At 72.5% G+C, this 21,237-nt stretch carries 15 protein-coding genes and 2 pseudogenes; 16 read left to right on the top strand and 1 reads right to left on the bottom strand.

What is annotated here, in order from left to right:
* Positions 1 to 158 precede the first annotated feature (158 nt).
* The 4 genes and pseudogenes from ACFQ2D_RS11880 to prpF all read left to right on the top strand — a co-directional run bounded on the left by ACFQ2D_RS11880 (position 159) and on the right by prpF (position 2,809).
* The gene (locus ACFQ2D_RS11880) at positions 159 to 623 is read left to right on the top strand and encodes an SRPBCC family protein (RefSeq protein ID WP_280941627.1); all 465 of its coding nucleotides are present in this window, start codon (positions 159 to 161) and stop codon (positions 621 to 623) included.
* 60 nt (positions 624 to 683) lie between these two features.
* The gene (locus tag ACFQ2D_RS11875) at positions 684 to 1,214 is read left to right on the top strand and encodes a 2'-5' RNA ligase family protein (RefSeq protein ID WP_280941626.1); all 531 of its coding nucleotides are present in this window, start codon (positions 684 to 686) and stop codon (positions 1,212 to 1,214) included.
* Positions 1,205 to 1,552, top strand: a pseudogene (locus ACFQ2D_RS11870) (rhodanese-like domain-containing protein); the annotation flags it as partial. The gene ACFQ2D_RS11875 and the pseudogene ACFQ2D_RS11870, both read left to right, overlap by 10 nt.
* 69 nt (positions 1,553 to 1,621) lie before the next feature.
* The gene (prpF, locus tag ACFQ2D_RS11865) at positions 1,622 to 2,809 is read left to right on the top strand and encodes a 2-methylaconitate cis-trans isomerase PrpF (RefSeq protein WP_342457119.1); all 1,188 of its coding nucleotides are present in this window, start codon (positions 1,622 to 1,624) and stop codon (positions 2,807 to 2,809) included.
* Between the two features lie 799 nt (positions 2,810 to 3,608).
* Here the strand turns inward: prpF and ACFQ2D_RS11860 are convergent.
* Positions 3,609 to 5,297: a M28 family metallopeptidase gene (locus ACFQ2D_RS11860; protein ID WP_280941624.1), complete on the bottom strand. Its 1,689-nt coding sequence runs from the start codon at positions 5,295 to 5,297 to the stop codon at positions 3,609 to 3,611.
* Between the two features lie 238 nt (positions 5,298 to 5,535).
* Here ACFQ2D_RS11860 and ACFQ2D_RS11855 point away from each other — a divergent pair, with 238 nt between their 5' ends.
* From ACFQ2D_RS11855 to ACFQ2D_RS11800, 12 genes and pseudogenes are all read left to right on the top strand, one after another.
* Positions 5,536 to 6,000 carry a phasin family protein gene (locus ACFQ2D_RS11855; RefSeq protein WP_280941623.1) on the top strand — a complete coding sequence of 155 codons (465 nt, stop codon included), beginning with the start codon at positions 5,536 to 5,538 and terminating at the stop codon, positions 5,998 to 6,000.
* The gene (locus tag ACFQ2D_RS11850; RefSeq protein WP_280941622.1) at positions 5,990 to 8,746 is read left to right on the top strand and encodes an HAD-IC family P-type ATPase; all 2,757 of its coding nucleotides are present in this window, start codon (positions 5,990 to 5,992) and stop codon (positions 8,744 to 8,746) included. The genes ACFQ2D_RS11855 and ACFQ2D_RS11850 overlap by 11 nt, the downstream gene beginning before the upstream one ends.
* A complete protein-coding gene (locus ACFQ2D_RS11845; RefSeq protein WP_280941621.1) occupies positions 8,743 to 9,606 on the top strand; it encodes a universal stress protein in 864 nt (287 codons plus the stop codon). Before ACFQ2D_RS11850 ends, ACFQ2D_RS11845 begins: the two co-directional genes overlap by 4 nt.
* Before the next feature lie 132 nt (positions 9,607 to 9,738).
* Entirely contained in the window at positions 9,739 to 11,151 is a 1,413-nt protein-coding gene (locus tag ACFQ2D_RS11840; protein ID WP_280941620.1) for a bifunctional enoyl-CoA hydratase/phosphate acetyltransferase, read from the top strand.
* Between the two features lie 397 nt (positions 11,152 to 11,548).
* Positions 11,549 to 11,944 (top strand): heavy metal-responsive transcriptional regulator, encoded by a 396-nt coding sequence (locus ACFQ2D_RS11835; protein ID WP_280941646.1) that lies wholly within the window; start codon positions 11,549 to 11,551, stop codon positions 11,942 to 11,944.
* Positions 11,941 to 12,234: pseudogene (locus tag ACFQ2D_RS11830) on the top strand (YHS domain-containing protein); the annotation flags it as partial. The gene ACFQ2D_RS11835 and the pseudogene ACFQ2D_RS11830, both read left to right, overlap by 4 nt.
* Positions 12,235 to 12,294: 60 nt before the next feature.
* Entirely contained in the window at positions 12,295 to 14,766 is a 2,472-nt protein-coding gene (locus tag ACFQ2D_RS11825) for a heavy metal translocating P-type ATPase (RefSeq protein ID WP_386795666.1), read from the top strand.
* Positions 14,763 to 15,983, top strand: coding sequence for an acetate/propionate family kinase (locus ACFQ2D_RS11820; RefSeq protein ID WP_280941172.1), 1,221 nt, complete (start codon positions 14,763 to 14,765; stop codon positions 15,981 to 15,983). The genes ACFQ2D_RS11825 and ACFQ2D_RS11820 overlap by 4 nt, the downstream gene beginning before the upstream one ends.
* Before the next feature lie 97 nt (positions 15,984 to 16,080).
* Positions 16,081 to 16,275: a hypothetical protein gene (locus ACFQ2D_RS11815; protein ID WP_280941171.1), complete on the top strand. Its 195-nt coding sequence runs from the start codon at positions 16,081 to 16,083 to the stop codon at positions 16,273 to 16,275.
* A 28-nt stretch (positions 16,276 to 16,303) separates the two neighbouring features.
* The gene (locus ACFQ2D_RS11810) at positions 16,304 to 17,191 is read left to right on the top strand and encodes a ribose-phosphate pyrophosphokinase (protein ID WP_280941170.1); all 888 of its coding nucleotides are present in this window, start codon (positions 16,304 to 16,306) and stop codon (positions 17,189 to 17,191) included.
* A gap of 37 nt (positions 17,192 to 17,228) precedes the next feature.
* Entirely contained in the window at positions 17,229 to 19,604 is a 2,376-nt protein-coding gene (locus ACFQ2D_RS11805) for a phosphoketolase family protein (RefSeq protein ID WP_280941169.1), read from the top strand.
* Positions 19,601 to 21,121 carry a thymidine phosphorylase family protein gene (locus ACFQ2D_RS11800; RefSeq protein ID WP_280941168.1) on the top strand — a complete coding sequence of 507 codons (1,521 nt, stop codon included), beginning with the start codon at positions 19,601 to 19,603 and terminating at the stop codon, positions 21,119 to 21,121. Before ACFQ2D_RS11805 ends, ACFQ2D_RS11800 begins: the two co-directional genes overlap by 4 nt.
* Positions 21,122 to 21,237: the final 116 nt, after the last annotated feature.

Genomic DNA, 21,237 nt, shown 5'->3' with positions numbered 1-21,237 from the left:
AGCCCGGAGCGTTGCTCCGGGGAGCGCCGCGGGGCGCGAAGTCCCGGGCGGGCTGCGCTCGTCCTGGCGGCAGCGGATGGCGGAGAATGCAGAGCGATGTCGAAAGCGGAGTGGCCGGTTCGTCGTGACGGCACTGCCACCCCAACGAGGACATGAGCATGAGCCAGACTGCCGAACCGGGCACCGTTCGCCTGCACCGCATCCTCGCCGCGCCGCCGGAGCGCGTGTATCGCGCCTTCGTCGATCCGGCCGCGCTGACGCGCTGGCTGCCGCCCTACGGCTTCACCGCCACCATGCACGCGTTCACGCCTGGCGTGGGCGGCGGCTACCGCATGTCGTTCACCAACTTCAGCACCGGTTCGAGCCACGCGTTCACGGCGACGTTCGTCGAACTGGTCGAGAACGAGCGTATCCGCCACACCGATACCTTCGATGCCCCTGGCCTGCCCGGCGAGATGCAGGTGACCGTTTCGCTGAAGAAGAGCATTGCCGGCACAGAACTGCAGATCGTGCAGGCGGGAATTCCCGCCGCGATTCCGGTCGACATGTGCCACCTCGGCTGGCGCGACTCGCTGGAGATGCTGGCGAAACTGGTCGAACCCGAGATTCCGGACGGGGGCTGATCGATGGACGCCGGAAGCCTGATGCGGATGGCGCGAGCGCCCGCGGACACGGCGGAGCGCATGCATGCGGTCCTGCCGTCGCTCGGGCTGGAGACAGGCGGCGAACGCTGGCCTGCCGCCAACCTCCACCAGTCGCTCTCGACCGACTGCCCCGCCCGGCACGAGCAGGCGCTGCGGCGGGCGCTGGGGCGGATACGTGCGCCTGCGTTCGACCTGGTCTTCAACCGCGTCGGTCTGGGCGACCGCTGGGTACTGCGCGCCCGGGGCACCCCGGACGGATTCGCGCGGCTGCTCGCCGAGACGCGCGCGGTGCTGCAGGCCGAAGGCATCGCCTGCCACACCGGCCATACCCCGCACGTGACCCTGTGCTACGCCCCGCCGTTCGTCCAGGACGGCACGCGCGCGCTGGCTTCGCCGATCGCGTGGCGCGTCGACGCCGTCGAACTGGTCGTGGCCGCCACCCATCCCTACCGGTACCGGACGCTGGCGCGACAGCCGCTGGCGCCGCCTCCCCAGAGCGAGCTGTTCGACGCAGCTTGCCGCAACAGGTTTTCTGACAGGCAGCGATTGCAGGACATTCCATGGCATTGAAAAAGGGCATCAGGCAGCTGGTCGACGAGGCCAGCGCACGCATCGACACGATCCCGGTGGACCAGGCGCAGGCGCTGCTCGCCGATCCCGACGTGCAGTTCGTCGATATCCGCGACGTGCGCGAACTCGAGCGCGAGGGCATGGTGCCGGGCGCCTTCCACGCGCCGCGCGGGATGCTCGAGTTCTGGGCCGACCCCGACAGTCCCTACTTCAAGCCGGTGTTCGGCCAGGACCGCCGCTTCGTCCTGTACTGCCAGTCCGGCTGGCGTTCGGCGCTGGCCGCCGCGGCGCTGCAGGACATGGGCCTGCAGCGCGTGGCCCATGTCGCCGGCGGCTTCCATGGCTGGAAGACCGGTGGCGGCGAGGTCGCGCGCAAGACCGCGCGCGAGCCTGGATCCGCGCCGGAGCTGCGCGGCGGCCAGGTCCGCATTCCCGCCACCTACATGCGCGGCGGCACGTCCAAGGGCGTGTTCTTCCGCCTGGCGGACCTGCCCGAGGCCGCGCGCGCGCCCGGCCGCGCGCGCGACCGCCTGTTCCAGCGTGTGATCGGTTCGCCCGATCCCTACGGCAAGCAGACCGACGGCATGGGCGGGGCGACCTCGAGCACCAGCAAGTGCGTGATCGTCTCGCCGTCGACGCGCGAAGGCCATGACGTGGACTATCTCTACGGGCAGGTGTCGATCGACAGCGACTTCGTCGACTGGTCGGGCAACTGCGGCAACCTGTCCTCGGCGGTGGGACCGTTCGCCATCGCCCAGGGCATGCTCGATCCGTCGCGCGTCCCGCACGAGGGTCGCTGCACCGTGCGCATCTGGCAGGCCAACATCGGCAAGACCATCCTCGCGCACGTGCCCGTCGTCGATGGCCAGGTGCAGGAGACCGGCGACTTCGAACTCGATGGGGTGACCTTTCCCGCGGCCGAAGTGGTGCTGGAGTTCCTCGACCCTTCCGATGAAGGGGACGGCGGTGGCGCGATGTTCCCCACCGGCAACCTCGTCGATACCCTCGACGTGCCCGGCGTCGGCGAGCTGCGGGCGACGATGATCACGGCCGGCATTCCGACGGTGTTCGTCAACGCGGCCGACATCGGCTTCGATGGCACCGAACTGCAGCCTGCGATCAACGAGGACAAGGCCGCGCTGGCGAAGCTCGAGGCGATCCGCGTCGCCGGCGCGCTGCGCATGGGGCTGATCCGGTCGCCCGAAGAGGCGCTGACCCGCCAGCACACGCCCAAGGTCGCCTTCGTCGCGCCGCCGAAGGGCTACGTGTCGTCCAGCGGCAAGGCGGTCGCGGCGGAGGCCATCGACCTCAACGTGCGCGCGCTGTCGATGGGCAAGCTGCACCACGCGATGATGGGCACGGCCTCGGTGGCGATCGCGACCGCCGCCGCCGTGCCCGGCACCCTGGTCAACCTCGCCGCCGGCGGCGGCCAGCGCGACGTGGTGCGCTTCGGCCACCCCTCCGGCACGCTGCAGGTGGGCGCCTCGGTGCAGCAGGTCGACGGCCAGTGGTGCGTGACCCGCGCGGTGATGAGCCGCAGCGCCCGCGTGCTCATGGAAGGCATGGTGCGGGTGCCGGCGGACACGCTGGAATAGTAGTTCCGCAGCTTCCCGCCCCCGCATGATCGACTCCCTCCCCCGTTCGCGGGGGAAGGGGTTCTCGCCCGGCTCGAGCGAGGCGGCGATGTGCGGCCTTCCCCCGCGCGCAGGAGACGAATGCCGGGAAGGGCACCGTTTCCCTCAGCGCCTTGCAGATTCGGCTCCCTCCCCCCGCAAGCGGGGGAAGGGGTTTTCGCCCGGCTCGAGTGAGGTGGCGATGTGCGGTCTTCCTCCGCGCGCGGGGAAAGGGGCAATGCCAGGTTGGTCGCCGTTTCCCCCGGCGCCTTGCAGATTCGACTCCCTCCCCCGCTTGCGGGGGAGGGTCGGGGTGGGGGCCGGCAGGTCGCGGCGCTTTTCGAACGCGCGCCGTTGGCGCGCGCCCCCATCCCGGCCTTCCCCCGCAAGCGGGGGAAGGGGTCCTCGCCCGGCTCGAGCGAGGCGGCGATGTGCGGCCTTCCCCCGCGCGCGAGGAAAGGGGCAATGCCGGGTGGGTCGCCGTTTGCCCCGGCGCCTTGCGGATTCGACTCCCTCCCCCGCTTGCGGGGGAGGGTCGGGGTGGGGGCCGGCAGGTCGCGGCGCTTTTTCGAACGTGCGCCGTTGGCGCGCGCCCCCATCCCGGCCTTCCCCCGCAAGCGGGGGAAGGGGTTCTCGCCCGGCTCGAGCGAGGCGGCGATGTGCGGCCTTCTCCCGCGAGCGGGGAAGAGCAAAGCCGGGTGGGTCGCCGTTTTCCCGGCGTATCGAGAATTCGACTCCCTACCTGCGGAGAAGGTGTTTGCGCAGGAGAGCGAAGCGCCGCTCAGTCTCTCCGGCCGAACCGCTCACCGAAGAAATCGCCCTCGTTCCAGCGCGGCCGCTGCGCATCGTCGCCCACCCGCTGGCCGATGCGCGCGTTGAGGCGCGCCATGCGCGCGGCGTCGCCGTAATGGATCGGCAGGGACACGTCGTCGCAGGGCTGGTGGTAGCAGTGGCGCAGGAACCAGGTGAAGGCCAGCTTCGGATCCTGCGCCGGGTTCGTGCCGACCACGCCGCCCATCAGGTAGACCGCCGGAATCCCCGCGCGCACGAACGCATACTGGTCGCTGCGCACGAAGATCACCTCCTCCGGGAACGGATCGGGCGACAGCGTCACGCCGATCTCGGCCGCCGCCGCTTGCAGCACCGCATCGAGCGAGGAATGCGCCACGCCGATCGGCACCACGTCCGTCGTCGGCGCGGTCATCACCGGCATGTCCATGTTGATGTTGGCCACCAGCGGCCCCTCGACCGAGGGGTGGTTGGCGAACCATTCGGCGCCGAGCAGGCCCTTCTCCTCGCCGGTCAGCGCCACGAACAGCAGCGATCGCCGGGGCGCGGGCGCCCCGGCCAGCTCGCGCGCCGCCTCGAGCATGATCGACACGCCCAGGGCGTTGTCGAGCGCGCCGTTGTAGACGCCGTCGCCATCGACCTCCACGCCGGTGCCGACATGGTCGAGATGGGCGCTGTAGACGACGTGCTCGGCCGCCAGCGCCTGGTCCGCACCCGCGATGCGGCCCACCACGTTGCGCGACTCCATCGGTTCGATCCGGCTGCGGCTGGCGAGGCGGATCGTGCCCGGCAGCGCGAAGCCCTGCAGCCGGCCCTCGCGCGCCTGCTCGAACAGCATTGCCGCGGTCTGCCCGCTCTGGTCGAACAGCACGTCGGCCGCGGCCGCACTCACCGTCGCGGTGGCGCGCAGCTGCGGAAAGGCGTCGATCGCGCTGCCGTCGGCGCCACGCAGGCGCATCGACGGCTTGCCGATCGACTGCACCGCACGCGCCCACGGGTAGCGCGCCTCGTCGTCGGCGGTATTGACGAAGACCACGCCGACCGCGCCGCGCTCGACCAGGTTGCGCAGCTTCTCGCGATTCGAGGAGTGGAATGCGCGCTGGGTATTGTCGAAGGTGCCCGGCGCGCCGCCGAACACCACCGCGATGCGTCCCTCCAGCTCGAGCCCGGCGAGATCGTCGTGGCCCAGCTCCGGGGCGTGCACCGCCTGGCCGACGAACACCGCCGGCGCTTCCACCACGGCCTCGGGGGCGTTGAAGTTCACCCCGGGAAGGAACTGCTCGCGCAACGACAGCGCGGTGACGTCGCCGCCGCGCCGGATCTCGAAGGCCGCACCGTCCTCCAGCACGGTCGCCTGCAGCAGCGGCACGCGCTGGTACCAGCCGCCGTCGTCGCCGGCCGGGAGCAGTCCGATCTCCGCATAGCGTCCCGCCACGTACCCGGCGGCGCGATCGAAGCCCTGCGTGCCGGTCTCGCGGCCCTCCATGGCGTCGTCGGACAGGGCCACCACGTCGGCCTCGATGCGCTGGCCCGCCGGCGTTTCGTTGGCCGGCTTCGGCGTGGACGGCGGCGCGGCGGCGGCGGCGGCGTCGGTGTCGGTGTCGGGGGCGGGCGCGCGCTGGCAGGCGGCGCAGGCCAGGCAGGCGGACAGCAGCAGCGCCGCGAAGGGTCGACAGGTCATGGGGGCTCCGTGAATGCGCGGCGACGCTAGCACCCGCCCGGCGATCGCCACAACCTGCACGCCGGCGCGACCCGGCGGCCTATGATGCAGGTGCGCAGCAGCCGGATTGAGCCGGGTCAATGCGCGGCGCGCCCGCGGCCGCCAGCATCGCCACGGGCCACCCGGCTCCGGACGTGCTCCGCTCCCGACCGACATCCACCAGCGAGGTGACGACATGGGCAAGGCTTCCGATCTCCCGATGGCACTGTGGAAAGCCAACTTCGACCTGCAGACGCGGCTGGGCCGGCTGCTGCAGGACAGCGGACGCGACTGGCTGGAACTAGGCACGCGCGCGGCCGGCGAGGGCGCCGCCGAGTTCGACGCCGAGGCGCGCCGCCTGCTGCAGGCCGGCGACTGGCAGGCGCTGGCGGCGCTGCCGATCGAGACGTTCTGGCGCCAGGCCGAGCAACGCGTGGGCGACGGCCAGGCGTTCGCGCAGGTGGCGCTGCAGGCGCAGGAGCGCTTCGCGCGCGAACTGGGTACCGCGCTGCAGGAATGGCAGCGGCAGATGGCCGAGGCCTGGTCCAGCGCGGGCCTGGACGGCAGCGCCGCGCAGGACACCGCCCAGGCGTGGCGCGCGCTGCTCGCCGGACTGGAGCAGTCGTTCGCCGGAATGGCGACCGGTGGTGGAAGCGGCAAGGGCCCGGGCACGCGTGGCGGTTGAGGAGGCCGCACCGCCCGACGATTCCTGGCACGCGCTCGATCCCGGGCAGGCGCTGGCGCGGCTGCACGCGGACCAGCAAGGCCTGGACCCGGAGGAAGCCGCAGGCCGCCTGCACGCGCATGGCCCCAATGCGCTGCCGCCGCCCCGGCAGGTGCCGGGCTGGCACCGCCTGCTGCGCCAGTTCAACGACCCGCTGATCCTGTTCCTGCTCGCGGCCGCCGTGCTGTCGGCGCTGCTGGGCCATCTGGTCGACGCCGGGGTCATCGCCGCGGTGGTCGTGGTCAACGCGGTGGTCGGCGTCGTCCAGGAAGGCCGGGCCGAGCAGGCGCTGTCGGCGCTGCGCTCGATGCTGGCGCCCTCGGCGCGGGTGCTGCGCGCCGGCCATCGCGCCACCGTGGCGGTGGAGACGCTGGTGCCGGGCGACGTGCTGCTGCTGGAGGCCGGCGACCGCGTGCCCGCCGATGCGCGGGTGCTGCGCGCGCGCGGCCTGCGCGTGGACGAGTCGGTGCTGACCGGCGAATCGGTCCCCGCCGACAAGCAGGTCGAGGCGGTGCCGGTCGAGGCGGAACTGGGCAGTCGCGCATCGATGCTGTACTCCGGCACCCTGGTCGCGACCGGGCAGGCGGTCGCGCTGGTGGTGGCCACGGGCCCGTGCACGCGCATCGGCCGCATCGGCACCCTGCTCGGACAGGTCGAAACGCTGACCACGCCGCTGCTGCGGCAGATCGCGCGCTTCGGCCGCGCCTTCACCGCGTTCGCGCTGGTGTCGGCCGTGGCGCTGCTGCTGTTCGCGGTGGTCGTGCGCGACTACGCCTGGCTCGACGCGCTGATGGTGGTGGTGGCGCTGGCGGTCGGCGTGGTGCCCGAGAGCCTGCCCGCGGTGATCACCATCACCCTGGCCATGGGCGTGCGACGCATGGCCGCGCGCAACGCCATCGTGCGGCGCCTGCCCGCGGTGGAGACGCTGGGCGCCACCACGGTGATCTGTTCGGACAAGACCGGCACCCTCACCCGCAACGAGATGACCGCGCGCAGCGTGGCGACCGCCGCGGGGCGGGTGGAAGCCGACGGCAGCGGCTACGCACCCGAGGGCAGGCTGCGTGCGCATGACGGCGGCGACACCGCGCTCGCAGCCGCGCAGCGCGTGGCGCGCATCGGGCTGCTGTGCAACGACGCCCAGCTGCGCGCCGGCGAGGATGGCTGGCGCGTGGACGGCGACCCGATGGAAGGCGCGCTGCTGGCGCTGGCGGGCAAGGCCGGTTTCGACGCGGCCGCCGTGCGCAGCGCGCATCCGCGCCTGGACGAAGTGCCGTTCGATGCGGCGCATCGCTTCATGGCGACCCTGCATGCGGATGCGGAAGGCCCCGGCGCCCTGGTCTGCGTCAAGGGCGCGCCCGAGCAGGTGCTGGCGCTGAGCACGGCGCAGGTCGGTGCCGACGGCGCCGGAACGGCACTCGGGACGGCCGCCTGGCGCGCGGCGATCGACGCCGCCGGCGCGGACGGCCAGCGCGTGCTGGGCTTCGCCTACCGCCGCCTGGACCAGGTGCCCGCGCGCTTCGAACTGGACGACATCCAAGGCCTGGTGTTCGCCGGCATCGTCGGATTCATCGACCCGCCGCGCGAGGAGGCGATCCGCGCCGTGGCCGACTGCCGCCGCGCCGGTATCGCGGTGAAGATGATCACCGGCGACCACGCCGCCACCGCCGCCGCCATCGCCGCGCAGCTGCGCCTGGCCGACGAGGTGCGCGTGGTCACCGGCCAGGAGCTCGACGGCGTGCCGGACGCGGACCTGCCCGCGCTCGCGCTGCAGGCCAGCGTGTTCGCCCGCACCACGCCCGAGCACAAGCTGCGCATCGTGCGCGCGCTGCAGTCGCGCGGGCACACCGTGGCGATGACCGGCGACGGCGTCAACGACGCGCCCTCGCTCAAGCAGGCCGACATCGGCATCGCCATGGGCCACAAGGGCACCGAGGCGGCCAAGGAGGCCAGCCAGATGGTGCTGGCCGACGACAATTTCGCCTCGATCGCCGCCGCGGTCCACGAGGGGCGCGCCATCCACGACAACATCCGCAAGGTCATCGCCTGGACCCTGCCAACCAATGGCGGCGAGGCGCTGGCGGTGCTGCTCGCACTGCTGTTCGGCTGGCTGCTGCCGATGACGCCCGCGCAGATCCTGTGGATCAACATGGTGCTGACCGTGAGCCTGGGCCTGTCGCTGGCGTTCGAGCCGCCCGAGCGCGGGGTCATGTCGCGCCCGCCGCGGCGCCGCGATGCGCCGCTGGTCTCGCCCTTCATGCTGTGGCGCATCGTGCTGGTGTCGGTGCTGTTCAGCCTGGCCGCCTTCGCCATGTTCGGCTGGGCGCAGGCGCGCGGCCACGACATCGAAACCGCGCGCACCATGGTGGTCAACACCTTCTGCGTGCTGGAGATCTTCTACCTGTTCGCGGTGCGCTACCTGCATGGCACCTCGTTCTCGCTGCGCGGCCTGCGCGGCACGCCTGCCGTGCTGTGGGCAGTGGGCGCGGTGGTGGTGGCACAGCTGGGCTTCACCTACCTGCCGTGGATGCACGCGCTGTTCGACAGCCGCCCGCTGCCGCTGCCGGAGGGCATGGCGATCGTCGCCACCGGCGTGGCCCTGCTGGTGGTGCTGGAACTGGAGAAATGGCTGCTGCGCCGCCTGGACGTGTTCGCCGAGCTGCGGACCGTGGCAGGATCGGCAGCGACGCAAGGGGAGGCGACCGCATGACCGGGACCACGCACGCGCGCAGCCTGCTGCTCGCCACCGACCTGTCGCCGCGCTGCGACCGCGCCACCGACCGCGCCATCGCCCTGGCCGGCGCCTGGCGCGTGCGCGCGGTGGCCGCCACCGTGGTGGAGTGGGTCGAACGCACCGAGCGCAACGTGCCGCGGCACGACCTGCCGGGCTGGTATACCGAACCCAGCGACGCGCAGCTGGCGCGGCACCGGCTCGCGCGCGAGTTCGAAGGCGCTTCCCATCCCTGGGACATCAGCGTGGGCGAGGGCGTGGCCGGCGAACAGGTGTCCGGCCTGCTCGACGTACTGGATGCGCCGCTGGTGGTCACCGGCCCGGTGCGCGGCGGGGCGATGGCGCCGGTGGTGCTGGGATCGACCATCGACCGCCTGCTGCGCCGCCCCGGCACCCGGTTGCTGATGGTCAACGAGCGGGTACATCGTCCATACCGGCGGCTGCTGCTGGCCAGCGATTTCTCGCCGGCCTGCATGATCGCCCTGCAGCAGGCGCGCCTGCTGTTCCCGGAGGCAAAGCTGACGGTGCTGCACGGCTACAGCGTGCCGATGCTGGGCCTGCTCGATACCAGCCGCGACCAGGCGCTGGCCAACGCGCGCGCCGCCCAGCGCGAGGAGGGCCGCGCCTTCCTGCGCGAGGCGGGCCTGGACGACGTCGAGCTGCTGGTCGAACACGGCGACCCGGCGCGCCTGGCGCAGCAGTACGTCGACAGCGTCGGCGCCGACCTCGTGGTGCTGGGCACGCACGGGCGCGGCGCCATCCACGAACTGCTGGTGGGCAGCGTCGCGCGCCGGTTCCTGACCACGGTGCACGCGGACATGCTGGTGGTGCACGGGTGATGCGTTGCCCCGTCGCTCCGTCTGGCGCCTTGCTCCCTCCGCCCGCGGGGGAGGGTCGGGGCGATGGCCAACGGAGCGGCGACAGCCCCCGCCTCCACGCCGCCCTCCGGCATCGCATCCCATGATCCCCGCATGACCCCAGACGATGACCTGCGCATCCTGCGCAACCGCACGTTCGACGAACTCGCGATCGGCGACACCGCCACCATCGAGCGCGGCCTCACGCAGCAGGACATCCAGCTGTTCGCGCTGCTGTCGGGCGACGTGAATCCGGCCCACGTCGATCCCGACTTCGCCGCCTCGACCCGCTACCACGGCGTCATCGCCCACGGCATGTGGGGCGGAACGCTGATCTCGGCGGTCCTCGGCACGCGCCTGCCGGGGCCGGGCACGATCTACCTGGGCCAGACGCTGCGCTTCCTGGCGCCTGTGCGCATCGGCGACCGCCTGACCATCCAGGTCGTCGTCGCCGCGCTGGAGCCCGAAACCCGCCGCGTCACCCTCGACTGCCGCTGCACCAACCAGGACGGCCGGGTGGTGATCGAGGGCGAGGCGAAAGTGGTCGCGCCGGACCAGCGCATCGAACGCCCGCGCACCGCGCTGCCCGGGATCCACCTCGATGCCGCCGGCGACGGCCTCGACCGCCTGCTGGCCCACGTCGCATCGCTCGAGCCGATCCGCGTGGCGGTGGTGCATCCCTGCGACGCGTTGAGTTTGGCCGGTGCGCTGGACGCGCGCGATGCCGGGCTCATCGAGCCGGTCCTGGTCGGGCCGCGGCCGCGCATCGAAGCCGCGGCTGCCCAGGCCGGCGTGTCGCTCGAGGGCATCGCGATCGAGGACGTGCCGCACAGCCACGCCGCGGCCGCCCGCGCGGTGGAACTGGCGCGCGCGGGCGGCGTGGAGGCGTTGATGAAGGGCAGCCTGCACACCGACGAACTGATGGGCGCGGTGGTGGCCTCGGCCACAGGCCTGCGCACCAAGCGCCGCGTCAGCCACTGCTTCGTGCTGCAGACGCCGCATTACCCGCGCCCGTTCATCGTCACCGATGCCGCGATCAACCTCGCGCCCGACCTCGCGCAGAAGGCCGACATCATCCGCAACGCCATCGAGCTGGCGCACGTGATCGGCGTGGAGCGGCCGAAGGTGGCGATCCTGGCGGCGGTGGAAACGGTGACGCCGACCATGCCCGCAACGCTCGACGCCGCGGCGCTGTGCAAGATGGCCGACCGTGGCCAGATCGAAGGCGGCGTGCTGGACGGTCCCCTGGCCTTCGACAATGCGGTGTCGATCGCCGCCGCGCGCACCAAGGGCATCGAGTCCGAGGTCGCCGGCCAGGCCGACATCCTGGTCGTGCCGGACCTGGAGAGCGGCAACATGCTGGCCAAGCAGGTGATGTTCATGGGCGACGCCGCCAGCGCGGGCATCGTGCTGGGCGCCAAGGTGCCGGTGGTGCTGACCAGCCGCGCCGACGCGCGCGAATCGCGCATCGCCTCCTGCGCCATCGCGCTGATGCTGGCGCACCGCTATCGCACAACGCCGCCCTGAGCGGCAGGCTTTGGCCGCCTTGCTCCCTCCTCCGCTTGCGGGGGAGGGCCGGGGTGGGGGCCGTCCCAGGTCAATGCGCCAGCCGTCCTCGCGTCGGAACCTGCCCCCATCCCAACCTTCCCCCGCAGGCGGGGGAAGGAGCTGGGGGCGAGTCGCGCGTGATCGCGCTGCTGCCTCACCTTCCTTCGGTTTCGTCTCCCTCCCCCGGTTGCGGGGGAGGGTCGGGGTGGGGGCCGTCTCAGGTCGCTACAGCAAGCGTCCCCGCATCGGATCCTGCCCCCTACCCCCACCTTCCCCCGCGAGCAAGGAAAGGAGCGCGCCGGCCTTGTCGCCTTGACTCTGGACCAGGGTCCAGACTGCAGACTGTCGTCCCCGCCCGGAGATCGCCATGTCCACCATGAGCATCGGCCAGCTGGCCCGGTCCGCCGGCGTTGCCATCGACACCGTGCGCTACTACGAACGCAGCGGCCTGCTGGCGCCTGCCGCGCGCCTGGCCTCGGGGTACCGTCGTTACGGCGGTGCTGAACTCAAGCGCCTGCGCTTCATCCGCCGCGCCAAGGCGTTGGGCTTCTCGCTGGACGACATCTCCGAGCTGCTCAGTCTCGGCGAGCGCAGCGACGTGGCCAGCATCCGCGCCGTGGCCGCGCGCAAGCAGTCGGAGGTCGACGCGCGCATCGCCGAACTCGAGCGGGTGCGGGACGGCCTGCGCGCCCTGGTCGCCGCCTGCCCGGGCCACGGTCGCGCCGAAGCCTGCCCGATCCTCAACGCGCTGGCGGGGGAGGGCACGCCATGAATGATCACCACGACACGCTGCACGACCCCGTCTGCGGCATGACGGTCAAGCCCGGTTCCCCTCACCGCGTCGAACATGGCGGCCGTGCCTGGCACTTCTGCAGTGCCCATTGCGCGGAGAAGTTCAGCGACGATCCCGCCCGCTACGATGGCAGCGCCCCCGGAACCGCCGCGGAGCGCGACCCGGTCTGCGGCATGACGGTGAAACCTGATTCCCCGCACCGCGTCGGACACGCCGGCCGCACCTGGCATTTCTGCAGCGCGCACTGCGCGAAGAAGTTTGCCGCCGACCCCGCCCGCTACGACGGAAGTCCGGCCCCCGCCAGTGAAGGCCGGGACCCGGTTTGCGGCATGACGGTCAAACCCGATTCCCCGCACCGCGTCGAACACGCCGGCCGCACCTGGCATTTCTGCAGCGCGCACTGCGCGAAGAAGTTTGCCGCCGACCCCGCCCGCTACGACGGAAGTCCGGCACCCGCCAGTGAAGACCGGGATCCGGTTTGCGGCATGACGGTCAAACCCGATTCCCCCCACCATGTCGAACACGCCGGCCGCACCTGGCGCTTCTGCTGCGCGCGCTGCGCGGAGAAGTTCACCGCCGATCCCACCCGCTACGACGGCAGCGCGCCCGCCTCATCCTGCCGCGCCAACCACCAGGCAGCGCCCGCAGCACCAGCCGAACCACTGCCGCCGGGCACCATGTACTTCTGCCCCATGGATCCGGAAGTCCGTCAGGACCATCCCGGCACCTGCCCCAAGTGCGGCATGGCGCTGGAGCCGGAGATCCCCAGTCTGGAGGAAGGCGACAGCCCCGAACTGCGCGATTTCTCGCGCCGCTTCTGGTGGACCCTGCCGCTCACTGCAGTCGTGTTCGTGCTGGGCATGTTCGGCCACCGGCTGCAGCTGATGGACATGGCCACGCAAAGCTGGGTCGAGCTGGTACTCGCCACCCCCGTGGTGCTGTGGGCCGGCGCGCCGTTCTTCGTGCGCGGCTGGCAGTCGATCCGCAACGCCAGCCCCAACATGTGGACCCTGATCGCGCTGGGCACCGGCGCGGCGTACCTCTACAGCGTGGTCGCCACCGTCGCGCCGGGCGTGTTCCCCGACGCCTTCGCCTCGATGGGCCGCGTCTCGGTGTACTTCGAGGCCGCCGCGGTGATCGTCTCGCTCACCCTGCTCGGCCAGCTGCTCGAACTCAAGGCGCGTGCGCAGACCTCGGCGGCGATCCGCTCGCTGCTTGGCCTGGCGCCGAAGACCGCGCGCCGCCTGCGCGAGGACGGCGGCGATGAGGACATCCCGCTCGAGCACGTGCACGTCGGCGACCGCCTGCGCGTGCGCCCCGGCGAGAAGGTGCCGGTGGACGCGGTGGTGGTCGAAGGCGGCAGCAGCGTCGACGAATCCATGCTCACCGGCGAGCCGCTGCCGGTGCGCAAGGCGCCGGGCGATCGCGTGATCGGCGCCACCCTCAACACCAGCGGCGCGCTGGTGGTGCGGGCCGAACGCGTGGGCTCGGCGACCCTGCTCTCGCAGATCGTGCAGATGGTGGCGCAGGCGCAGCGCTCGAAGGCGCCGATGCAGCGCCTGGCCGACGTGGTTGCCGGCCGCTTCGTGCTCGGCGTGGTGGCGGTGGCGCTGATCGCCTTCTTCGCCTGGGGCCTGCTGGGGCCGGAGCCGGGCTGGGTCTACGGCCTGGTCAACGCGGTGGCGGTACTGATCATCGCCTGCCCCTGCGCGCTGGGCCTGGCCACGCCGATGTCGGTGATGGTGGCCACCGGTCGCGGCGCCACCCTGGGCGTGCTGTTCCGCGACGCCGCGGCGATCGAACGCCTGCGCGAGGTCGATACCCTGGTGGTCGACAAGACCGGCACCCTCACCGAAGGCCGGCCCGCGTTCGACGAGGCCGTGGGCCACGAAGGCTTCGACGACAGCGAACTGCTGCGCCTGGCCGCCAGCCTCGACCAGGGCAGCGAACACCCGCTCGCGCACGCCATCGTGCAAGCCGCGCGCGAACGCGGCATCGCGCTTGCGCCGGTGGACGATTTCGAATCCAGCACCGGCATCGGCGTGCGCGGCCGCGTGGAGGGCCGCCGCCTGGCGCTGGGCAATACCGCACTCATGCGCGAGGAGGGCGTGGATCCATCGCCGCTCGCGGACCGCGCCGAACAGCTGCGCGGCCGCGGCGCCAGCGTCATGCATCTTGCGGTGGACGGCGCGCTGGCCGGGCTGCTGGCCGTGTCCGATCCGCTCAAGCCCAGCACGCCCGATGCGCTGGCCGCGCTGCGCGGCTCAAACCTGCGCATCGTCATGGCCACCGGCGACGGCCTCACCACCGCCAACGCCATCGCCGCGCGCCTGGGCATCGACGAGGTGCACGGCGAGGTGCGCCCCGAGGACAAGCTGGCGCTCATCGAACGCCTGCAGGGCGAAGGCCGCGTGGTGGCGATGGCCGGCGACGGCATCAACGATGCACCGGCGCTGGCCAAGGCCGACGTGGGCATCGCCATGGGCACCGGCACCGACGTGGCCATGGACAGCGCCCAGGTCACCCTGGTCAAGGGCGACCTGCGCGGCATCGCCACCGCGCGCGCGCTGTCGCAGGCCACCGTGGCCAACATGCGCCAGAACCTGCTGTTCGCGCTGGTGTACAACGGCCTGGGCGTGCCGGTCGCCGCCGGCGTGCTGTATCCCTTCACCGGACTGCTGCTCTCGCCCATGATCGCGGCGGTGGCGATGAGCTTCAGCTCCGCCTCGGTGGTGGGCAACGCACTGCGCCTGCGCAACCGCCGCCTGTCCCTGCCCATCCCCGGAGAGTCCCCCGCATGAGCGAACCCACCGATCGCTATCCCACCCGCGGCGACCTGGTGCTGGTGCTCAACTGCGGCTCCTCCAGCATCAAGTTCGCGCTGTTCGACGCCGGCCAGCAGCCGCTCCCGCGCCAGCCGGCGTGGAACGGGAAGGTGCAGGGCATCGGCGGGCCGACGCCGAGCTACGGCGAGACGGGCATCGAACCCGCGCCGGTGGAGCTCGACGCCGCCAGTCCCTACCGCGCGGCGCTGCAGCGCATCCGCCAGGGCGTGGTCGCGCGCCTGGGCGGGCGCAGGCTCGCCGCGATCGCGCACCGCGTGGTCCATGGCGGCAGCCGCTACTTCGCGCCCACGCGCGTGGACGACGCCGTGCTGGCCGACCTCGAGGGCTACATCCCGCTGGCGCCTCTGCACCAGCCGTTCGCGCTGGAGGCGATCGAGATCCTGCTGCGCGAGCGCCCGGACATCCCCCAGGTGGCCTGCTTCGACACCGGCTTCCACCACACCCTGCCGGACGTGGAGAAGATCCTGCCGCTGCCCTTCGACGCCTGGCGGCGCGGCCTGCGCCGCTACGGCTTCCACGGGCTGTCGTACGAGTACATGGCCACCGCCCTGCCCGAGCGCCATGGCGAACTCGCAAAGGAGCGGGTGGTGGTCGCGCACCTGGGCAGCGGCGCCAGCCTGTGCGCGATGCACGGCCTGCAAAGCGTGGCCACCACCATGGGCTTCTCCGCGCTCGACGGCCTGATGATGGGCACGCGCACCGGCGCGCTCGACCCCGGCGCGCTGCTGTACCTGATGGAGATCGAGAAGCTGACGCTGGAGCAGGTGGGGCAGATGCTCTACCACCGCTCCGGCCTGCTGGGCGTGTCCGGCATCTCGCCCGAGCCGCGCGTGATCGTGCGCCACGAGGACGAGGCCGGCGAGACCGGCGAACGCGCGCGCCTGGCGCTGGACCTGTACGTGCGCCGCATCGTGCGCGAGACCGGCGCCCTGGCCGCGGTGCTCGGCGGGCTGGACCTGCTGGTGTTCACCGCCGGCGTCGGCGAGCACAATGCCTTCGTGCGCGAACGCGTGTGCCGGGACCTGGCCTTCCTCGGGATTGCGCTGGATCAAGGCGCCAATGCGGCGGATGCACCGATCATTTCCGCCGAGGACAGCCGCGTGCGCGTGGGCGTGGAGCCGACCAACGAGGAATGGGTGGCCGCGCGCGACGCGCTGGCTGCGCTGGGCTGACGCAGCGGGGCCGGTCGCGCCTGTCCCCGTACCAGGCGGCCCGACCCTCTGCCGGAGGTTGGCCCTGGCCCCGGTTCCGCCACTGACGGAGATGCCGATGCTGCTTGGACTCGACGCCTCGATCTGGAAGATGCTGGTGCTGGTGCTGGTCGCGCCGGTACTGGCGGTGGGCCTGCTCAACCTGCTGTTGCGCAGGCGCGGCGGGGTCGGCAGCGCCTGGGCCGGCGTGCTGGTGCTGGCGCTGGCTGGTGCGGTCTCGGTGCTGATCATCCTCGACAAGGTGCGGCTGTGAACCGGGCCTTGGCCATGGAGGTGGACGCATGCGCCGGCTGATCCTGCCGATGCCCGGCAACGAGGCGCTGGCCGCCGCGCTGGCGCAGGCCTGCGACGGCGAGGCCGGGCGGGTCGAGACCCGGCGCTTCCCCGACGGCGAGAGCTACGTGCGCCTGCATGGCGATCCGGCCGGACGGCCGGTGGACCTGGTCTGCACGCTGGCGCGCCCGGACCCCGGCTTCCTCGGCCTGGTCTTCGCCGCCGACGCCGCGCGCGAACTCGGTGCGACCGAAGTCACCCTGGTCGCGCCCTACCTGGCCTACATGCGCCAGGACGTCCGCTTCCAGCCCGGCGAGTGCATCAGCTCGCGCAGCTTCGCGCGGCTGCTGTCGTCGAGCTTCGACCGCCTGCTCACGGTCGACCCGCACCTGCACCGGTACGCGGCGCTGTCGGCGATCTACACCATGCCCACCGCGACCCTGCAGGCCGCACCGCTGCTGGCCGACTGGATCGCCGCGCACGTGGCCGCGCCACTGGTGGTCGGCCCCGACGCGGAGAGCGAGCAGTGGGCCGGCGCCATCGCGACCCGCATCGGCGCGCCGCACGTGGTGCTGCGCAAGACCCGGCTGGGCGACCGCAGCGTGCGGATCGACGTGCCCGACCTGTCGCGCTGGCGCGACCGCACCCCGGTGCTGGTGGACGATATCGCCTCCTCCGGCCGCACCCTGGCCGAGGCCGCGCGCGGGCTGGCGGCGCAGGGGCTGCCCAGGGCCGAATGCGTGGTGGTGCACGCGCTGTTCGCGGACGGCGCCTTCGAGGCACTCGCGCCGCTGTTTGCCCGCATCAGTTCCACCGATTCCGTGCCGCATCCGAGCAACGGCATCGCGCTGGCGCCGCTGCTGGCCGATGCACTGCAGCGCGACCTGCGGGATTGATCCAGGCAACGAGGACCGTCGCACAGAGGGAGGACCCATGAGCACCGACACCGCACGCGCCCGCTGGCTCGCCGGCCACGGCCCCATCGTCCACCGCGACGACACCGTCGACCGCGTCGATGCCCTGGTCGCGCGGCTGCAGGACGACGGCCGCATCGCCTCGATGGATGCCGCCTACGCCCTGCTCGCCGCCGCCGACCGCCTGGCCTGCGTGGCCATGAACGTGGTCGCGCACATGACCTACGCACGGCGCATCGACCTGTCCGGCACGCCGCTGGCCGCCGACGACTTCAAGCCCGTGCCCGAAGGCCACACCGGCGGCTCGCTCAACATGGTGCAGGGCTTCGTCGGCTACCTGCTGGCCAATGCGCTGACCGGCCGCACCCGCGGCTGGATCATGGGCCAGGGCCACTGCGTGGCCGCGATCGAGGCGGTGAACGCGCTGACCGGCGATGTCTCGCCGAACCAGCGCGGCCGCTACGACCGCAGCGCCGAAGGCCTCTCGCGCCTGGTCGCCGATTTCTATTCGTATGCGATCGGCCCGGACGGCCGCCCCGCCGCACCGCTGGGCAGCCACGCCGGCCCGGACACCGCCGGCGCGGTGAGCGAAGGCGGCTACCTCGGCTTCGCCGGCCTGCAGTACGTGCACATGCCGCTGCCGGGCGAGAGCGTGGTGGCCTTCCTCAGCGACGGTGCGTTCGAGGAACAGCGCGGCCAGGACTGGGCGCCGCGCTGGTGGCGCGCCGAGGACAGCGGCGCCGCCATCCCGGTGATGATCCTCAACGGCCGCCGCATCGAACAGCGCACCCAGATCGTGCAGGAAGGCGGTGCGGCCTGGCTGGCCGGCGACGTGCGCCACAACGGCTTCGATCCGGTGATCGTCGACGGCCGCGACCCCGCCGCCATCGCCTGCGCGATCGTCGAGGCCGAGGACGCGCTGCATGCCTTCGCCGCCGACCCGCAGCGCCGCTATCCCGCGCGCCTGCCCTACGTGATCGCCGAGACCGAGAAGGGCTTCGGTTTCCCCGGCGCCGGCCGCAATGCCGCGCACAACCTGCCGCTGGACGGCAACCCGCACCACGAGGCCGACGCGCGCGAGGCCTTCAACCGCGGCGCGGCCGCGCTGTTCGTGCCCGGCGACGACCTGGACACCGCGCTCGCCACCTTCGTCTGCCACGACGCGCAGGGCCGCGCGAAGGAGAGCGCGCACCCGATGGCGCATCGCGATCCGCCCGCGCCGACGCTGCCCGAGCCTGTCTGGGCGGCACCGGGCGGCAAGGCCAGCGCGATGGCCGCGCTCGATCGCTGGTTCGTGGCCCTGGTCGAGGCCAACCCCGGCCTGCGCGTGCGCATCGGCAATCCCGACGAGCTGGCCAGCAACAAGATGGGCGGCACCCTGCAGCGGCTCAAGCACAGGGTCAATGCGCCCGAGCCGGGCGTCGCCGAGGACCTGCAGGGCGCGGTCATCACCGCGCTCAACGAGGAGGCGGTGGCGGCCGCCGCGCTGGCCAACAAGGGCGGCCTGAACCTGATCGTCAGCTACGAGGCGTTCGCGGTGAAGATGCTGGGGCTGCTGCGCCAGGAAGCGATCTTCGCCCGCCGCCAGCGCGAGACCGGACGGCCGCCGCGCTGGCTGCCGGTGCCGCTGGTGGTCACTTCGCACACCTGGGAGAACAGCAAGAACGAGCAGTCGCACCAGGACCCCACCATCGGCGAAGCGCTGCTGGGCGAGATGTCCGACACCGCGCGCGTGCTGTTTCCCGTGGACGGCAACACCGCCGTCGCCGCGCTGCGCGATGTCTACGCCGGACGCGGCCAGCTGGCCTGCGTGGTGGTGTCCAAGCGCGAGGTCGACGAACGCTTCGATGCCGCCGCCGCGCAGCGGCTGGTGCGCGATGGTGCCGGCCATCTCGTCGGCGACCCGGCCGATGCAGAAGTGCAGCTGGTGGCGATCGGCGCCTACCAGCTCGACGCCGCGCTCGCCGCGCAGCGCCACCTGGCCGAACGCGGACATCGCGCCTGCGTGAGCGTGGTGCTCGAGCCCGGGCGCCTGCGCATGCCGCGCGATGCCATCGAAGCGTCGTTCGTGGCCGACGACGCCAGGGTGCAGGCGCTGTTCCCGCCGCAGCTGCCGCGCGTCCTCCTCAGCCACACCCGGCCCGAGCCGATGCTGGGCGTGCTCCGGCGCATCGACTCAGGCCCGGCGCGCACGCGCGCGCTGGGCTACATCAGCCGCGGCGGCACGCTCGACGTGCCCGGCATGCTGTTCGCCAACCGCTGCACCTGGGCGCATGCGGTCGATGCCTGTGCCACTGTCGCGGGCTGGTCGCGCGAGGCCGTGCTCGATCCGCCGCTGCGCGATGCGCTCGACGGCCGCGGCGATCCGCGCGCGCTGCAGGCCGCGGCCCCATGAGCGCGGTCACGCCCGGCCCCGCACTGCCGCCGCTGCGCGCCCTGCGCATGCAGCTGCATGCCGCGCACCAGCCGATCGTGGTGATGCGCAGCGATTGCCATGTCTGCCGGTCGGAAGGACTGTCGCCCCGCAGCCAGGTGCTGCTGGTGTCCGGCGAGCGGCAGGTGCAGGCGCTGCTCTACCAGACCGACGACGAACGCTTCCCGCTCGACCAGGTGGCCCTGTCGGAAGCGGCCTGGACCGCGCTGGGCCTGGCCGAGGGCGACCCGGTGCAGGTGCGCCACCCGCCGGTGCTCGAATCGCTGGCCAGCGTGCGCCGCCGCGTGTACGGCCGGCGCCTCGACGCGCCCGAGATCGACGCCATCGTGCGCGACGTGGTCCAGGGCCGCTACACCGACGTGCACCTGGCCGCCTTCCTCACCGCCACCGCGGCGCTGCCGATGGACGCGGCGGAGACCGTGCACCTCACCCGCGCCATGGTCGAGGTCGGCCATCGCCTGTCGTGGCCGTCGCCGAGCGTGGTGGACAAGCACTGCGTCGGCGGCCTGCCCGGCAACCGCACCTCGCCGATCGTGGTCGCCATCGCCGCGGCCAACGGCCTGGTCATGCCCAAGACCTCCTCGCGCGCGATCACCTCCCCGGCCGGCACCGCCGACACCATGGAGACGCTGGCGCCGGTCGACCTCGACCTGCCCACCCTGCGGCGCGTGGTCGAGCGCGAAGGCGGTTGCCTGGCTTGGGGCGGGGCGATGCACCTGAGCCCGGCCGACGACATCTTCGTGCGCATCGAGCGCGAGCTGGACATCGACACCGAAGGCCAGCTGATCGCCTCGGTGCTGTCGAAGAAGATCGCCGCCGGCGCCACCCACGTGGCCATCGACATCCCGGTCGGGCCCACCGCCAAGATTCGCAGCCCCGAGGCCGCCCGCCACCTGGCCGCGCGCATGGAGGCCACCGGCGCCCATTTCGGCCTGCTGGTGCGCTGTATGTTCACCGACGGCGCGCAGCCGGTGGGCCACGGCATCGGCCCCGCGCTGGAGGCGCACGACGTGCTGGCGGTGCTGCGCTGCGAAGCCGGTGCCCCGGTGGACCTGCGCGAGCGTGCCGCCGACATCGCCGGCGTGGTGCTCGAACTCGGCGGCGTCGCCGCCGAAGGCACGGGCACGCGGCTGGCGCTGGACACGCTCGACAGCGGCCGCGCCTGGGACCGTTTCGTCCGCATCTGCGAAGCGCAGGGCGGCATGCGCACCCCGCCGGTCGCCCCCTGCGTGGCGCCGCTGGTCGCCACCCATGGCGGCCGCGCGGTGCACATCGACAACCGCCGCCTCTCGCGCCTGGCCAAGCTCGCCGGCGCGCCGGAAAGCGCGGCCGCCGGCGTCCGCCTGCTGGTCCGCCTGGGCGACGAGGTTGCGCGTGGACAGCCGCTGCTGGAGCTGCATGCGCAGACGGCGGCGGAACTGGCGTATGCGCTGGAGTACGCGAAGGATGCGGGGGATATCGTGCAGATCGTGGCGTGAGAGGTTCACCAGCGGCTGTCCCGATGCACCGCACTGCGATCATCTGCCCCAGTCTCCACGCGGCCGATCCCTTGTCATCGCGCGCGAGGGCAGCGGTAAAAGGGGACGGAGGGAAT

The sequence above is a fragment of the Luteimonas composti genome, assembly GCF_042678665.1.
Classification (GTDB): domain Bacteria; phylum Pseudomonadota; class Gammaproteobacteria; order Xanthomonadales; family Xanthomonadaceae; genus Luteimonas; species Luteimonas composti.
Note: the sequence above shows the minus strand (reverse complement) of the source record. Positions and strands in the feature narration are given on the sequence as shown.

Bases quoted from the DNA above. Each gene is read 5' to 3' on its own strand.
- ACFQ2D_RS11880 (WP_280941627.1), top strand. From the start codon at position 159: ATGAGCCAGACTGCCGAACCGGGCACCGTTCGCCTGCACCGCATCCTC.
- ACFQ2D_RS11875 (WP_280941626.1), top strand. From the start codon at position 684: ATGCATGCGGTCCTGCCGTCGCTCGGGCTGGAGACAGGCGGCGAACGC.
- ACFQ2D_RS11860 (WP_280941624.1), bottom strand. From the start codon at position 5,297: ATGACCTGTCGACCCTTCGCGGCGCTGCTGCTGTCCGCCTGCCTGGCC.
- ACFQ2D_RS11855 (WP_280941623.1), top strand. From the start codon at position 5,536: ATGGCACTGTGGAAAGCCAACTTCGACCTGCAGACGCGGCTGGGCCGG.
- ACFQ2D_RS11845 (WP_280941621.1), top strand. From the start codon at position 8,743: ATGACCGGGACCACGCACGCGCGCAGCCTGCTGCTCGCCACCGACCTG.
- ACFQ2D_RS11840 (WP_280941620.1), top strand. From the start codon at position 9,739: ATGACCCCAGACGATGACCTGCGCATCCTGCGCAACCGCACGTTCGAC.
- ACFQ2D_RS11835 (WP_280941646.1), top strand. From the start codon at position 11,549: ATGAGCATCGGCCAGCTGGCCCGGTCCGCCGGCGTTGCCATCGACACC.
- ACFQ2D_RS11825 (WP_386795666.1), top strand. From the start codon at position 12,295: ATGACGGTCAAACCCGATTCCCCGCACCGCGTCGAACACGCCGGCCGC.
- ACFQ2D_RS11820 (WP_280941172.1), top strand. From the start codon at position 14,763: ATGAGCGAACCCACCGATCGCTATCCCACCCGCGGCGACCTGGTGCTG.
- ACFQ2D_RS11815 (WP_280941171.1), top strand. From the start codon at position 16,081: ATGCTGCTTGGACTCGACGCCTCGATCTGGAAGATGCTGGTGCTGGTG.
- ACFQ2D_RS11810 (WP_280941170.1), top strand. From the start codon at position 16,304: ATGCGCCGGCTGATCCTGCCGATGCCCGGCAACGAGGCGCTGGCCGCC.
- ACFQ2D_RS11805 (WP_280941169.1), top strand. From the start codon at position 17,229: ATGAGCACCGACACCGCACGCGCCCGCTGGCTCGCCGGCCACGGCCCC.
- ACFQ2D_RS11800 (WP_280941168.1), top strand. From the start codon at position 19,601: ATGAGCGCGGTCACGCCCGGCCCCGCACTGCCGCCGCTGCGCGCCCTG.